Below are 14,883 nucleotides of genomic sequence, written 5' to 3'. Positions count from 1 at the left end.
CTGCAGGCGTTCGCGCCTGGCGGTGGCCCGGCGACGTGCTGCCGCTTTTCAGCCTGGATGAGGACATCATCATGCTTAACATGGAGGCACTGGACCTGGCGCGAATTCAATTCGCGTTCACGGTTTCGTTCCACATTATCTTCCCGGCGATCACCATCGGCCTGGCGAGTTTCCTCGCGGTACTCGAAGGCCTGTGGCTGAAAACCCGTGACGACACCTACCGCGATCTCTACCACTTCTGGTCGAAGATTTTTGCCGTCAACTTCGGCATGGGCGTGGTCTCGGGGCTGGTCATGGCGTATCAATTCGGCACTAACTGGAGCGGGTTTTCCGACTTTGCCGGGAGCATCACCGGGCCGTTGCTGACCTATGAGGTGCTGACGGCGTTCTTCCTTGAGGCGGGTTTCCTCGGGGTCATGCTGTTCGGCTGGAACCGCGTCGGTCGTGGCTTGCACTTCTTCGCCACGGTGATGGTCGCTATCGGCACGTTGATTTCAACCTTCTGGATTCTCGCCTCCAACAGCTGGATGCAGACGCCGCAGGGCTTTGAAATCGTCGATGGGCGGGTGATGCCGCTGGACTGGCTGGCGATCGTGTTCAACCCGTCGTTTCCGTTCCGTCTGGCGCACATGGCGATCGCCGCGTTCGTCGCCACGGCCTTCTTCGTGGGCTCGTCGGCGGCCTGGCATTTGCTGCGCGGCAACAATACCGCGCCGGTGCGCAGGATGTTTTCCATGGCGTTGTGGATGGCGCTGATCGTAGCGCCAATCCAGGCAGTGGTCGGTGACGCCCATGGTTTGAACACCCTGGAGCATCAACCGGCAAAAATCGCCGCCATCGAAGGCCACTGGGAAAACGCCGACAACGGCCCGACGCCGCTGGTGCTGTTCGGCATCCCCGACATGCAGGCGGAGAAGACCAAGTACGCGCTGGAAATCCCTTACCTCGGCAGCCTGATCCTGACCCACAGCCTCGACAAGCAGATTCCGGCGCTCAAGAGCTTCCCGAAAGAGGATCGGCCGAACTCGACCATCATCTTCTGGAGCTTTCGCGTGATGGCCGGGCTGGGCATGTTGATGATCCTCGTCGGTGTGCTCGGTCTGGCCCTGCGCCGTGGCGGCAGGCTCTATCAGCATCGCGGCTTCCAGCGTCTGGTGTTGCTGATGGGGCCAAGCGGGTTGATCGCGTTGCTGGCCGGCTGGATCACCACCGAAGTCGGGCGTCAGCCGTGGGTGGTTTACGGCCTGATGCGCACCCATGACGCCGCGTCGCACCACTCGGTGGCGCAGATGAGCACCTCGCTGTTGCTGTTCGTGGTGATCTACTGCTCGGTGTTCACCGTGGGCATCGGCTACATGATGAAATTGGTGAAGAAGGGCCCGCAGCCCCATCACGAACATCCGCCGGAGGGCGATCAGTTGCAGACCCCGCGCCGGCCTATTTCGGCGGCTACCGCGCCGATGAAGGAGCATTGAGTCATGGGTATTCAAGGTATCGATCTCTCGTTGATCTGGGGTGTGATCATCGCCTTCGGGGTGATGATGTACGTGATCATGGACGGCTTCGATCTGGGTCTGGGGATCCTGTTCCCGCTGATCCCGGATGAGCAGGAGCGCGACGTGATGATGAACACTGTCGCCCCGGTCTGGGACGGCAATGAAACCTGGCTGGTGCTCGGTGGTGCGGCGTTGTATGGCGCGTTTCCACTGGCCTACGGGGTGATTCTGGAGGCGCTGTACCTGCCGCTGATCCTGATGCTCTGCGGGCTGATTTTCCGTGGCGTGGCGTTCGAGTTTCGCTTCAAGTCGTCGCCGCAAAAGCGCCACTGGTGGGACAAGGCGTTCATCGGCGGTTCGCTGCTGGCGACGTTCTCTCAGGGTGTGGCGATCGGCGCGTACGTGTCGGGCATTCCCGTGGTGGATCGGCAGTTTGCCGGTGGCGGCCTGGACTGGCTGGCGCCGTTTCCGCTGGTGTGCGGCATCGGTCTGGTGGTGGCTTATGCGTTGCTGGGCAGCACTTGGTTGCTGGTCAAGACCGAAGGCATGCTTGAGTCGCGGATGCGTCTGTTCACCCGTCCGCTGGCCTGGTTGCTGACGGCGATGGTGGTGGTGATTGGTGCGTGGACACTGAAGTTGCACCCGGAGCTGGCCACTCGCTGGTCGACCAGCGGACACCTGATGGTATTCGCCGGGTTGATGGCGCTGGCGCTGCTGGCGTTGTTCGGGTTGCTGCGCACCTTGCGTCAGCGTCATACCCACTGGCCGTTCGTGTTCACTCTGGTGCTGATGCTGCTCGGTTACATCGGCCTGGCGCTGAGCATCTGGCCGAACATCATCCCGCCCTCGGTGAGCCTGTGGGCAGCGGCATCACCGCCCTCAAGCCAGTTGTTCGCCCTGATCGGCGCACTGTTCATCCTGCCGGTGATCCTGATGTACACCTTCTGGAGCTACTACGTATTCCGCGGCAAAGTGAGGATTGGCGATGGCTACCATTGATTCGCGCGAGGTCAAAACCAGCCGTTGGTACAAGCGCCTGGGCTGGTTGCTGCTGATCTGGTTCGGCAGCGTGGTATCGCTCGCGGTGGTGGCGAGTGTGCTGAAACTGGCGATGTATGCAGCGGGGATGAGAACCCACTGACAACAGAAAAACCGGAGCCATGACTCCGGTTTTTTTGTGCCCGCATTCTGAACATCACTGATGTCCCCTGTGGGAGCGGGCTTGCTCGCGAAGGCGTCCGCTCAGTCGACATCGATGCTGAATGTGCCGGCCCCTTCGTGAGCAAGCCCACTCCCACCCTGGATTGCGGCCAGCCCCCAATCCTTCATCCACCACCAATCCCACCCTGGATTTCGGCTAGCCGCAAATCTTCCACTCAGCAGCAATCCCCTTTGGGAGCGGGCTTGCTCGCGAAAGCGTCAGCTCAGTCGACACTGATGCTGAATGTACCGGCCTCTTCGTGAGCAAGCCCACTCCCACCCTGGATTGCGGCCAGCCCCCAATCCTTCATCCACCACCAATCCCACCCTGGATTTCGGCTAGCCGCAAATTCTTCATCCAGCATCAATCCCCTGTGGGAGCGGGCTTGCTCGCGAAGGCGTCCGCTCAGTCGACATTGATGCTGAATGTGCCGGCCTCTTCGTGAGCAAGCCCACTCCCACCCTGGATTGCGGCCAGCCCCCAATCCTTCATCCACCACCAATCCCACCCTGGATTTCGGCTAGCCGCAAATTCTTCATCCAGCATCAATCCCCTGTGGGAGCGGGCTTGCTCGCGAAGGCGTCCGCTCAGTCGACATCGATGCTGAATGTGCCGGCCCCTTCGTGAGCAAGCCCACTCCCACCCTGGATTGCGGCCAGCCCCCAAACCTTCATCCACCACCAATCCCACCCTGGATTTCGGCTAGCCGCAAATTCTTCATCCAGCAGCAATCCCCTGTGGGAGCGGGCTTGCTCGCGAAGGCGTCCGCTCAGTCGACACTGATGCTGAATGTACCGGCCTCTTCGTGAGCAAGCCCACTCCCACCCTTTTTCTGGTGTGCAGACACATCCTGCCAACAAACATGTTCGGCGCACTGTGATGGCTGATCTAGCTTTTTCTGAATTCAACCATGGACAAGGCAAAGGAATGCCCAAACGTTATTCATCACATCGCCTGCGAACCGGCCGTCATTGCGAAGAAAATCAGATCTACCTGCTAACCGCCAATACCTTGGGGCGAGAACCAGTGTTCAAGGATTACGGGCTCGGTCGATTGGTTGTGCATCAGTTCAGGCAGGCGCAGGAAGAGGGATTTGCCGACACATTGGCATGGGTGGTTATGCCCGATCATTTTCATTGGCTGATCCAATTGCAAAAAGGAACACTTGGCCAATTGATGTGCCAGGTCAAATCCCTGAGTACTCGTTCAGTCAACACAGCGAGCGGTAGATCCGGATGCCTTTGGCAGCAAGGTTTTCATGACCATGCGTTACGTCGAGAGGAGGATCTGGTGAAACTGGCCCGCTATGTAGTGGCTAATCCACTGCGGGCCGGACTGGTGGAAAAACTCGGTGACTACCCGCTATGGGACGCGGTCTGGGTTTGAACTCAGGATGCGCATTCACCGCGTTACATCAGAATAAACGCGATTCCTGTGGGAGCGGGCTTGCTCGCGAAGGCGTCCGCTCAGTCGCCATCGATGCTGAATGTGCCGGCCTCTTCGTGAGCAAGCCCACTCCCACCTTGGATTTCGACCAGCCCCGAATCCTTCATCCAACAGCAATTCCCCTGTGATTTCGGCCAGCCGTAAATCCCTGATGCACTGACTACCCCTGTGGGAGCGGGCTTGCTCGCGAAGGCGTCCGCTCAGTCGCCATCGATATTGAATGTGCCGGCCCCTTCGTGAGCAAGCCCACTCCCACCCTTGATTTTCGACCAGCCCCGAATCCTTCATCCAACAGCAATCCCCTGTGATTTCGGCCAGCCGTAAATCCCTGATGCACTGACTACCCCTGTGGGAGCGGGCTTGCTCGCGAAGGCGTCAGGCCAGTCGCCATCGATATTGAATGTGCCGACCTCTTCGTGAGCAAGCCCACTCCCACCCTTGATCGCGGACAGCCCGAAACCTTCATCCAGCAGCAATTCCCACATTGGATCTGCGGTGGTTTCTGAAGGGGAATTACTGCGCCCCAAACATCGCGGTCCAGTAAATCCCGGCGCTGCTCTTTGGATCGGTCGCGTAGGCGGCGCCGAGTTCTTTGTATTGCGGGTTCATCAGGTTGGCGCAGTGGCCGGGACTGGCGAGCCAGCCGTCGACGACCTTGCCCACGGTGTCTTGGCCGGCGGCGATGTTTTCGCCGACCAGTTGCCCGCTGTAGCCGGCCAGTTCGGCGCGGTCACCGGGTGTGCGGCCGTCGCGGTCCTTGTGGTCTAAGTAGTTGTTGTTGGCCATGTCGCGGCTGTGATCCTGGGAAATGCTGCCCAATGTGGCGTTCCAGGTCAGAGGTCCGGCGGCGGCGAAGGGCTGGCCGCCGCATTGACGTGGCTGGGCGCGGGCCGCGTTGAGTTGTTCGAGCAACTTCTGGCCTTCGCTCTGCGCATCGCCAAGCTTCGCCGAGAGCAACGGTCGCGCCAGCACAATTCGCCAGTCACGATCGGCGCGGCTGACACCGACATCGACGAACTGCGGATCCAGCACCACCTGACAGAAGCTCTCCTGAATCGCCTTCATCGCCGACGCCGCATCCCGTGGGCCGTTGAGGGTGATCGCCTGCACGTTGACCATCGGGTAGCTGGCGCTGGCCATGGCCTGTTGCAGATCGACTGCACCGGCGGCCGGCAGTCTCAGCCGTGGGTCGGCCGACAGCGGTGGCAGTTCACTGGACGCCTGGGTGCCGCAACGCTGCGGTTGGCTGCGGTAGGCATTGATCGACTCGATCAGTTGCGACTCGTCGGCAGCCACGGCCGAGGCGGCCACGGCCAGCCCCACGGCCAGCGCGGCGAAACGCAAAACGGATGGCATGAAGCGCATGGAAATCTCCCTTGAGCTGAGTGCGCTCATGATGCGCGAAAGGCCCCCGGTCAGTGCAATGTCTTTTTCTTCATCGTGCGGATTTTTCTGCGGAACAATGCGCCGAAATTTGCCGTCTACACTCTCCGAAGGCCCCGGGAACCGGGCGTCTCCCCCACGAAACACCTTGCCCGGAACGGGCGCTGCCGGAAGAACAGACATGGGATTGAAATGGTTGGCTGGCTGTTTCGCATTAACCCTTATGGCCGGCGTTGTGAGCGCTACCGAACAGGCGCCGATCAAGGCCAAGGCCGAAGAGAAGGCTCAAGTGCTGGAAGAGAAGGCCGCCGACAAAGTCAGCGCGGCGCCGGCACCCAAATCCGAAGCGATCACCCCCACCGAAGTGCAGGCGGTTGACCCCGCCGGCACCGCGCCGCTGGACGATCCGATCACCTGTCTGGCGCGCAGTATCTATTGGGAAGCCAAGGGCCGCGATACGCTGGAAATGGAGGCGGTGGCCAACGTGGTGATGAACCGCCTCGGCCATGACGGCTTCCCCGACACCGTGTGCGCAGTGGTCAAGCAAGGGTCGGAAACCAAGAGCTGCCAGTTTTCCTGGTGGTGCGACGGCAAGGCCGATCAGGTCAAGGAAGACGCCGAATACACTCTGGCCAAGGACATCGCCGGCAAGGCGCTCAACCGCCAGTTGCCGGATCGCACCGATGGCGCACTGTACTTTCATGATCGCAACGTGCATCCGAGCTGGGCCAGGGAATACCGAAAGACCGCCGCGGTCGGCAAATTCCGGTTCTACAAACCGGCCGGTGGCGATGCGCGTTAGACGCAGACTTCCCGTACACAATTGCGCAACCAGCGGTGTGCCGGGTCGGCGTCCATGCGCGGGTGCCAGAGCATCGACACGCTGATCGGCGGCATCCTGAAGGGCAGGGCGAAGCTGTGCAGGCCCATGCGCAGCTTGCTGGTGTGACGCTCCGGAACCGTGGCGATCAGGTCCGATTCGCGAACCAGTGTCAGCGCTGCAGAAAAGCCGCCGAATGACGTGACGATGTCCCGCGTCAGCCCCGCGGCGAGCAGCGCTTCATCGACCGGGCCGCTGCTGCGCCCACGGCGTGAGATGAGAATGTGCTGGCCGCCGGCAAAGCGTTTGCTGCTGATCTTGCCCGAGCTCAACGGATGGCCCTCACGAACCACACCGATCCAGTGATCCTGAAACAGGATGCGGCTGTGCAGCGCCGGGTCGGTGCTGTCATCGACCACACCGGTCTCCAGATCCACCCGGCCTTCGCGTAGCAGGGTGCTGTCCTTGTCGGCTTTCTGCACAAAACGCAGGCGCACGCCGGGCGCTTCTTCTGCGATGCGCGCGAGCAGTGCGGCGGCGAAGGTTTCAACAAAACCGTCCGTGTTGCGCAGGGTGAAGGTGCGCTGCAACTGACCGGGGTCGAGGATCTCGGCGGGACGCAAGGCGGCCTCGGCTGCCTGCACCAGACCACTGACCCGCTCGCGCAACTCCAGCGCATGCGGGGTCGGCACCAGGCCACGCCCGGCGCGCACCAGCAACGGATCGCCAGTGGTTTCGCGCAGCCGCGCCAGGGCACGGCTCATGGCCGACGGGCTCAGGCGCAGAATTTGCGCGGCGCGGGCGACGCTGCCTTCGCGCAACAACACGTCGAGGGTGATCAACAGGTTCAGATCCGGTGTGCTCATGACATGGCGTTCCATGCAGGTATCAAGTGCAAAGCATGCGTCTTGCGCCTTGCCGTGTCGAGACTCAGGCTATGCCGTCTGACCTTTGCACCAGGAGCGCCCGATGCCCGGATCCCCCTTGCCCCCTCAAGCCCGCTGGGCGCTGACCAGTCTGGCGCTGTCGATGTTGATGCCGTCGCTGGACACCAGCATCGCCAACGCCGGGTTGCCGACGCTGGCCGCGGCATTCGAGGCGACGTTTCAACAGGTGCAGTGGATCGTGCTGGCTTACCTGCTGGCGGTCACCACGTTGATTGTCAGCGTCGGACGTCTGGGCGATGTGTTCGGGCGGCGGCGATTGCTGCTGATCGGGATCGGCATTTTTACCAGCGCTTCGTTGTGTTGCGCACTGGCTCCGGGGCTTGGCTGGTTGATCGGCGCGCGGGCCGTGCAAGGTCTTGGCGCGGCGATCATGTTTGCCTTGACGGTGGCGCTGGTGGCCGATGCGGTGCCCAAGGCGCGGGCGGGCAGTGCGATGGGCCTGCTGGCGACGATGTCGGCCACCGGCACCAGCCTCGGGCCATCGCTGGGTGGTCTGCTGATTGCGCATGTCGGCTGGCCGTCGATCTTTGTCCTCAACGTGCCGTTGGGCCTGCTCAATGCGTGGCTGGTTTTTCGTTATCTGCCGGCCGATCGCCCGGCGAAATCGGCAGTCGCGTTTGATTACCTCGGCACCGTGGTGCTGGTGTTGACGCTGGCCGCTTATGCGCTGGCGATGACGCTCGATGGCTATACGCTGATGTTGCTGCTGGTCAGCCTGTGCGGGGCAGGGGTGTTTGTCGCGGTCGAGATGAAAGCCACGGCGCCGCTGATTCGCCTGTCATTGTTTGCCGACGCGCGTCTGAGCAGCAGCCTGGCGCTGACGTTGCTGGTGACGACGGTGATGATGACCACACTGGTGGTCGGGCCGTTTTACCTGAGTCGGGGCCTGGGACTGGGCAGCAGCGTGGTTGGCCTGGCGTTGTCGGTCGGGCCGCTGCTGGCCGCGTGCGGCGGGGTGCCGGCCGGGCGTCTGGTGGATCGCTTCGGTGCGCGGCGGGTGGTGCCGGGGGCGTTGCTCGGGATGGCCGGCGGTTGCAGCTTGCTGGCGTTGTTGCCGATGAGTTTCGGTCTGGTGGCGTATCTGCTGCCGATGGCTGTGGTTGCCAGCAGTTACGCGTTGTTTCAGGCGGCCAACAATAGCGGGTTGATGGCCACGGTCAGTCAGGATCAGCGCGGTGTGGTGTCGGCCCTGCTCGGGCTGTCGCGCAATCTGGGGCTGATCACCGGCGCGGCGGTCATGGGCGCGGTGTTCGCCTTCGCTACGGATGACCCGACGCAAGCCCCGGCCGAGGTCATCGGCAGCGGCTTGCACAGCACGTTCGGGGTTGCGGCGGCGTTGATGGTCGTTGCCCTGATCATCAGCCGAACCCGGATCACCCGTGGAAGCGGCCAGCCCAGCCAAAGCGCTGCTGACGGAAACAAATCCCTGTAGGAGCTGCGGCACGCTGCGATCTTTTAAAGGCAACATCAAAAGATCGCAGCGTGCCGCAGCTCCTACAGGATCCTAGCTGGCGTGAGTATTCAAGATGCTCGCCACTTGCTGTGGCTGACAGTTGAGGTACGGCGAGGATTTCAGCCAGCGCTGGTCCGGGTACCAGGAGAACATGAACTGGCCGTCCTTTAGCTTGTCGATCACCTGCTTGGCCACTTGCGGGCGGACTGCCGGGCAACCCTGGCTGCGCCCGATGCGGCCCTGACGCTTGCTCCACAGCGGATTCACGTAATCGGCGGCGTGAATCACGATCGCCCGGTCGCGGGCCAGGTCATTGAAGCCCGGCTCCAGACCGTCCATGCGCAGCGAATATCCGTGAGTGCCCTTGTAACTTTCCTGGGTGCGGAACAGACCGAGGCTGGACTGGTAACTGCCTTCGCGGTTGGAGAACTGGGTGGCGAAATTTTCCCCGGAATTGGAGCCGTGGGCGACCAGGTCGCGCAGCACCAGTTTCTGTCTGCTCAAGTCGAAGATCCACAGCCGGCGGGCGGTGGAGGGTTGCGAATAATCGATGATCGCCAGGTGCCGCGACGGTTTGGCGCCATTGTTGACCGCACATTGCATGGCGCTCAAGGCACCTTTTAGCGCCTGGGGATTGAGTTCCGGCGCGGCGTGCGCGAGGCTGGTGAAGAGCACCGGCGATGGTTTGCCGGCGGCGAAAGCTGGGCTGCTCACGACGACGAGGGTCGCGGTGGTCAGCAGAAGTCGGCGCAAAAACGTCAACATTTATAAAGTGTCCTCACTTGCTACTTATTTGGCACTTTGGCTCCTGACTTCCAGTCATACCCTCAGACCCCAGATTCGGGCCTGACTGTTCAGCGCACCTGTTGTAAGGTTGACCGTCATTCAGACGGCCATGGATTGGAGTAAAGCAGTTGTTCAAAAAGTACGCATGCTACTTGAGCATTTGTTTGCTCGCTGCGCCGTTTGTCGCTTGCGCCGATGAACCATTGCCGCCGTTGCAGACCTTGCCGACGCCGCCGGCGCAAATGCCGGTCGAGCCGCAAAGTCCGCTGCAGGCGGTATTGATCGGTTTGCCTCAGGCGTGTCCGGCGATTGCTGGGCACTTGAGTGGTCCGGCGCTGGCGCAGTTGCAAGCGTTTTATCAGCAGCAGGACTGGCTGCCCGTGTGGGCCAGTGAGTCCGGGCGATTGCCAGCATTGCAAGGGCAATTGCAGCTGTTGGCCGACGATGGCCTCAATCCCAAGCGCTACCCGGTAGCGGTCAATCCGCCGCAGGACGGCGAGCTGTGCGCCGATATCGATATCAGTCGCTATTACCTGCAAGCCCTGCAGGACTTGCATTACGGGCGTCTGTTGCAGTCGCATTTCGAGCCGCTGTGGCATTCCGATGACACCCCGCGTGATCGTCAGGCGGAATTGCTGGCGATCGCTGTGCCCGGTCTGCACGATATCAAGACCGCGTTCGATCTGGCGCGGCCACGTCTGGCGCAATACCAGAGCCTGCGCCACCTCTACGCCAGCCAACGATTGCAAGCCTTGCCGCACTGGCAGTCGGTGGGCAACGGCCCGTTGCTGCGCCCGACGATGGAAGACAAGCGCGTGCCGGAACTGGCCCAGCGCCTGTACAACGAAGGCTATCTGACTGACGCCATTGGTACGCCCGGCAATGCCTATGAGGGGGTGCTGGTGGACGCGGTGAAAAGCTTTCAGACCAACCATTCGTTGCAGGCCGACGGGGTGGTCGGGCCGGGGACGATTGCCGAGCTCAACATCAGCCCGCTGACCCGCCGCGAGCAGTTGCGGGTCAACCTTGAGCGCTTCCGCTGGCTGGCCCAGGACATGGAACCCGACGGTTTGCTGGTCAACGTCGCCGCCGCCGAACTGACCCTGTACCAGGGCGGCGTGCCGGTCTGGCAGACCCGTACTCAGGTTGGTCGCGCCGAGCGGCAGACCCCGCTGCTGAAATCCCGGGTTACGCGTCTGACCCTGAATCCGACCTGGACCGTGCCGCCGACCATCTGGAAAGAAGACAAGCTGCCGGCGATCCGCAAGGATCAGACCTTCCTCAGCCGGCAGAACCTGCAAGTGCTCGACGCCCATGGCCAGCCATTGGCCGCGGCGGACATCGACTGGGACAACCCCGGCAACATCATGCTGCGCCAGGAAGCGGGGCCGCGTAACCCGCTGGGGCAACTGGTGATCCGCTTCCCCAACCCGTTCGCCGTGTACCTGCACGATACGCCGAGCAAGGCCCTGTTCGACAAAGGCCCGCGCGCCTTCAGCTCCGGTTGTGTGCGGGTCGAGCACCCGATGCAACTGCGCGATCTGTTGCTGACCCCGGCGGAACGCACCCGCACCGACACCTTGCTCGCCACCGGCAGCACCCACGAATTCCGCCTGTCGGCACCGGTGCCGATCCTGATGACCTACTGGACAGCGCAGGTCGGCAAGGATGGGCAGGTGCGTTATGCGCCGGATATCTACAGCCGCGACAGCGCGCTGCTCGCCGGCCTCGACGGGGCACACTGAATCCCGGATTTGCAGCAGCCCCCTGTGGGAGCGGGCTTGCTCGCGAAAGCGTCAGTTCAGTCAACCTCAATGCTGACTGTACCGACCCCTTCGTGAGCAAGCCCACTCCCACCCCTGATCGCGGCAGGCCCCCAATCCTTCATCCACCACAGTCCCCCCAGTGGGAGCGGGCTTGCTCGCGAAAGCGTCAGGTCAGCCAACATCAATGCTGACTGTGCCGACCCCTTCGTGAGCAAGCCCACTCCCACCCTTGATCGTGGCCAGCCCTGAATCCTTCATCCACCACAGCCCCCAGTGGGAGCGGGCTTGCTCGCGAAAGCGTCAGGTCAGCCAACATCAATGCTGACTGTGCCGACCCCTTCGTGAGCAAGCTCACTCCCACCCTTGATCGTGGCCAGCCCTGAATCCTTCATCCACCACAGCCCCCTGTGGGAGCGGGCTTGCTCGCGAAAGCGTCAGGTCAGCCAACATCAATGCTGACTGTGCCGACCCCTTCGTGAGCAAGCCCACTCCTACCCTTGATCGTGGCCAGCCCTGAATCCTTCATCCACCACAGCCCCCAGTGGGAGCGAGCCTGCTCGCGAAAGCGTCAGGTCAGCCAACATCAATGCTGACTGTGCCGACCCCTTCGTGAGCAAGCTCACTCCCACCCTTGATCGTGGCCAGCCCTGAATCTTTTATCTACCACAGCCCCCTGTAGGAGTGAGCCTGCTCGCGAAAGCGTCAGGTCAGCCAACATCAATGCTGACTGTGCCGACCACTTCGTGAGCAAGCTCACTCCCACCCTTGATCGTGGCCAGCCCTGAATTCTTCATCCACCACAGCCCCCTGGGATAGCTAGTGTGATTCGTGGCAGTTGCGCGGCGTCTAGCCCCAGTGTCCCCGCAATCCCATGGGGCGAGACTTCGGAACCCGGCATGCAAGCGCTGTTGAACGAGATTCTTGACGCTGTCCGGCCCCTGATCGGGCAGGGCAAAGTGGCTGACTACATTCCCGCCCTCGGCACCGTGCCGGCCAATCAGCTGGGCATCGCCGTGTATGGCAACGACGGCGAAATGTATTGCGCCGGCGACGCCGAGACGCCGTTCTCGGTGCAGAGTATTTCCAAGGTGTTCAGCCTGGTGCAGGCCATCGAGCATTCCGGCGAGGCGATCTGGGAGCGCCTGGGTCACGAGCCGTCCGGCCAGCCGTTCAACTCGCTGGTGCAATTGGAGTTCGAACGCGGGCGTCCGCGCAATCCGTTCATCAATGCCGGGGCGCTGGTGATCTGCGACATCAACCAGTCACGCTTCGCCGCGCCGGCCCTGTCGATGCGTGACTTCGTGCGGCGTCTGTCGGGCAATCCGCAGGTGATCGTCGACGGCAAGGTCGCCGAATCCGAATACCAGCATCGCGCCCGCAACGCGGCCATGGCGTACCTGATGCAATCGTTCGGCAACTTCCACAACGACGTGGAAGCGGTACTGCGCAGCTACTTCAGCCACTGCGCGTTGCGCATGAACTGCATCGATCTGGCCCGCGCGTTCTGCTTTCTTGCCAACGATGGTTTCTGCAAACACAGCGGCGAACAGATCCTGACGCGACGCCAGACCCAGCAGGTCAACTCGATCATGGCCACCAGCGGTCTGTACGACGAGGCCGGCAACTTTGCCTATCGTGTCGGTCTGCCGGGCAAGAGCGGAGTCGGTGGCGGGATTGTCGCGGTGGTGCCGGGGCAGTTCAGCGTGTGCGTGTGGTCGCCGGAACTCAACGCTGCCGGCAACTCGCTGGCGGGAATGGCGGCGCTGGAGATGCTCAGTTCGCGGATTGGCTGGTCGGTGTTCTAAAAAGCACCGCAGTAACTGTAGGAGTGAGCCTGCTCGCGATAGCGGTGTGTCATTCAATATGACTGCGTCTGACACTCCGCTATCGCGAGCAGGCTCACTCCTACAAGGGTTTTGTGTTGCCTGGGAGAGCGCTGTTCCTATACATTTTCCGGCCGCCCCTCATATGGTGAATCCGCTTCATGTCTCTTGCGCTCGAACGTCTAGTCGCTGGCACGCCGATCCCTTTCGCTGGTAACCGCGTGACCGTGGTCAGCCCCGAACTGGCGGCGCGGTTTCAGCCCGGTGACCACCTGCTGGTCGAGCAGGTGAGTGGCGAGCTGTTGCTGATTCCGGTGGCCGATCAACAAGCGGCTGCGGTGGCGATCGAACGGGCAGAAACCGCGTTCAGCGCATTGTCTGCGGTGAGCGACGAAGCCATCAGCCACTTCTTCGATCTGTTCGCGCAACGCCTCGAAACCGCGGAATGCTGGACTCTGATCGAAGCGGCGAACCTGGCCGACATCGAACGCGCCAAGGCCCGTGGTCGCTCGACCACTCGACTGCTCGCCGACGAACGCATGCGCCGCGACATGATCGCCGGTCTGCGCGCCTGGCGGGATGCGCCAGCCACGCGCGGCAAGGTCATCAGCAGCGTCGAACACGATGGCTGGAAGGTCGAGCAAGTGGTGTCGCCGCTGGGCATTGTGGCTTTCGTGTTCGAAGGACGGCCGAACGTGTTTGCCGATGCCGCCGGCGTACTGCGCACCGGCAACACCGCAGTACTGCGCATCGGTAGCGACGCATTGGGCACCGCGCAAGCAATCGTCACTCACGCCCTGAACCCGGCGCTGGCCGAGGCCGGTCTGCCGGCGGGTGCGGTGTCGCTGGTGGAAAGCGTCAATCACGCCGCCGGTTGGGCGATGTTCGCCGACCGGCGTTTGTCGCTGGCGGTGGCCCGGGGTTCGGGGCGTGCGGTCAGCCAGTTGGGTAGCATCGCCCAGCAGGCGGGCACGGCGGTCAGCCTGCACGGCACTGGCGGCGCGTGGCTGATTGCGGATCGTGACGCCGACGCCACGCGCTTCGCCGCCGTGGTGCGCAACTCACTGGATCGCAAAGTCTGCAACACGCTGAACGTCTGCCTGATTCAACGCGAGCGTGCCACCGAACTGGTGCCGCTGTTTCTCGATGCGCTGCAGCAGGCCGGTACCGCACGCGGTCAGGGCTGCAAATTGCACATCGTCGCAGGCAGCGAACGTTACCTGCCGGCCGAGTGGCAGAACGCGACGGTCGAGGTCTATCGCGCCGAGGGTTATCAGACCGAAGCCCTGGCCGAAACGCTGACGGAATCCGAGCTGGGCCGCGAGTGGGAATGGGAAGAAACCCCGGAAGTCAGCCTGATGATCGTCGACGATCTGGATCAGGCGATCGCGCTGTTCAATCGTTACAGCCCACAGTTCACGGTGTCGCTGATCAGCGAGGATGCCGCTGCGCAAGAGCGTTTTTACAACGCGGTGAACGCGCCGTTTGTGGGTAACGGGATTACCCGTTGGGTCGATGGTCAGTACGCGCTGAACAAGCCGGAACTGGGGCTTTCGAACTGGGAAAGCGGGCGCTTGTTTGCGCGCAGTGCGATTCTTTCGGGGGATGGCGTGTTCACGGTTCGTAGTCGCATGACCCAGATCGACCTCAGCGTAAAACGCTGATCTGAACACTAAACCTGTGGCGAGGGAGCTTGCTCCCGCTGGTCTGCGCAGCAGACCCAAATAAGCGAGGGCCGCTGCGCGCCCCAGCGGGAGCAAGC

General features: G+C 62.3%; 13 protein-coding genes. 9 read left to right on the top strand and 4 right to left on the bottom strand.

Annotated features, from left to right (window positions below; translation table 11 throughout):
* Positions 1 to 71: 71 nt before the first annotated feature.
* The 4 genes from ACS4NR_RS10535 to ACS4NR_RS10520 all read left to right on the top strand — a co-directional run bounded on the left by ACS4NR_RS10535 (position 72) and on the right by ACS4NR_RS10520 (position 4,083).
* Complete coding sequence (locus tag ACS4NR_RS10535; RefSeq protein ID WP_097090370.1) at positions 72 to 1,475, top strand: cytochrome ubiquinol oxidase subunit I; 1,404 nt, start codon at positions 72 to 74, stop codon at positions 1,473 to 1,475.
* Between the two features lie 3 nt (positions 1,476 to 1,478).
* Complete coding sequence (cydB, locus tag ACS4NR_RS10530; RefSeq protein ID WP_456020032.1) at positions 1,479 to 2,495, top strand: cytochrome d ubiquinol oxidase subunit II; 1,017 nt, start codon at positions 1,479 to 1,481, stop codon at positions 2,493 to 2,495.
* Entirely contained in the window at positions 2,482 to 2,637 is a 156-nt protein-coding gene (locus ACS4NR_RS10525; RefSeq protein WP_081730198.1) for a DUF2474 family protein, read from the top strand. Before cydB ends, ACS4NR_RS10525 begins: the two co-directional genes overlap by 14 nt.
* Positions 2,638 to 3,624: 987 nt before the next feature.
* Positions 3,625 to 4,083 carry an REP-associated tyrosine transposase gene (locus ACS4NR_RS10520; protein WP_456020384.1) on the top strand — a complete coding sequence of 153 codons (459 nt, stop codon included), beginning with the start codon at positions 3,625 to 3,627 and terminating at the stop codon, positions 4,081 to 4,083.
* A gap of 344 nt (positions 4,084 to 4,427) precedes the next feature.
* On the opposite strand, the gene ACS4NR_RS10515 is transcribed toward ACS4NR_RS10520, so the two are convergent.
* A complete protein-coding gene (locus tag ACS4NR_RS10515; RefSeq protein WP_456020031.1) occupies positions 4,428 to 4,628 on the bottom strand; it encodes a hypothetical protein in 201 nt (66 codons plus the stop codon).
* A 28-nt stretch (positions 4,629 to 4,656) separates the two neighbouring features.
* Positions 4,657 to 5,508 carry a CAP domain-containing protein gene (locus ACS4NR_RS10510; protein WP_456020029.1) on the bottom strand — a complete coding sequence of 284 codons (852 nt, stop codon included), beginning with the start codon at positions 5,506 to 5,508 and terminating at the stop codon, positions 4,657 to 4,659.
* 199 nt (positions 5,509 to 5,707) lie between these two features.
* Here ACS4NR_RS10510 and ACS4NR_RS10505 point away from each other — a divergent pair, with 199 nt between their 5' ends.
* Entirely contained in the window at positions 5,708 to 6,328 is a 621-nt protein-coding gene (locus ACS4NR_RS10505) for a cell wall hydrolase (RefSeq protein WP_095136541.1), read from the top strand.
* On the opposite strand, the gene ACS4NR_RS10500 is transcribed toward ACS4NR_RS10505, so the two are convergent.
* The gene (locus tag ACS4NR_RS10500) at positions 6,325 to 7,212 is read right to left on the bottom strand and encodes a LysR family transcriptional regulator (RefSeq protein WP_456020027.1); all 888 of its coding nucleotides are present in this window, start codon (positions 7,210 to 7,212) and stop codon (positions 6,325 to 6,327) included. The genes ACS4NR_RS10505 and ACS4NR_RS10500 overlap by 4 nt on opposite strands.
* 103 nt (positions 7,213 to 7,315) lie before the next feature.
* On the opposite strand from ACS4NR_RS10500, the gene ACS4NR_RS10495 reads away from it, so the two are divergent.
* Positions 7,316 to 8,725, top strand: coding sequence for an MFS transporter (locus ACS4NR_RS10495; protein WP_456020026.1), 1,410 nt, complete (start codon positions 7,316 to 7,318; stop codon positions 8,723 to 8,725).
* A gap of 72 nt (positions 8,726 to 8,797) precedes the next feature.
* On the opposite strand, the gene ACS4NR_RS10490 is transcribed toward ACS4NR_RS10495, so the two are convergent.
* On the bottom strand, positions 8,798 to 9,511 hold the full coding sequence (locus ACS4NR_RS10490; protein ID WP_095136538.1) for a murein L,D-transpeptidase catalytic domain family protein: 714 nt from the start codon (positions 9,509 to 9,511) through the stop codon (positions 8,798 to 8,800).
* 149 nt (positions 9,512 to 9,660) lie between these two features.
* Between ACS4NR_RS10490 and ACS4NR_RS10485 the strand changes: the two genes are divergently transcribed.
* The 3 genes from ACS4NR_RS10485 (at position 9,661) to ACS4NR_RS10475 (ending at position 14,785) form a co-directional block, all read left to right on the top strand.
* Positions 9,661 to 11,277 (top strand): L,D-transpeptidase family protein, encoded by a 1,617-nt coding sequence (locus ACS4NR_RS10485; RefSeq protein ID WP_456020024.1) that lies wholly within the window; start codon positions 9,661 to 9,663, stop codon positions 11,275 to 11,277.
* Between the two features lie 917 nt (positions 11,278 to 12,194).
* Positions 12,195 to 13,103: a glutaminase B gene (glsB, locus tag ACS4NR_RS10480; protein ID WP_027611723.1), complete on the top strand. Its 909-nt coding sequence runs from the start codon at positions 12,195 to 12,197 to the stop codon at positions 13,101 to 13,103.
* A 179-nt stretch (positions 13,104 to 13,282) separates the two neighbouring features.
* On the top strand, positions 13,283 to 14,785 hold the full coding sequence (locus ACS4NR_RS10475; protein ID WP_456020022.1) for an aldehyde dehydrogenase family protein: 1,503 nt from the start codon (positions 13,283 to 13,285) through the stop codon (positions 14,783 to 14,785).
* The last annotated feature ends 98 nt before the right edge of the window (positions 14,786 to 14,883 follow it).

Source organism: Pseudomonas sp. JQ36, from assembly GCF_053851495.1.
This window is presented reverse-complemented; position numbering and strand designations above follow the sequence as displayed.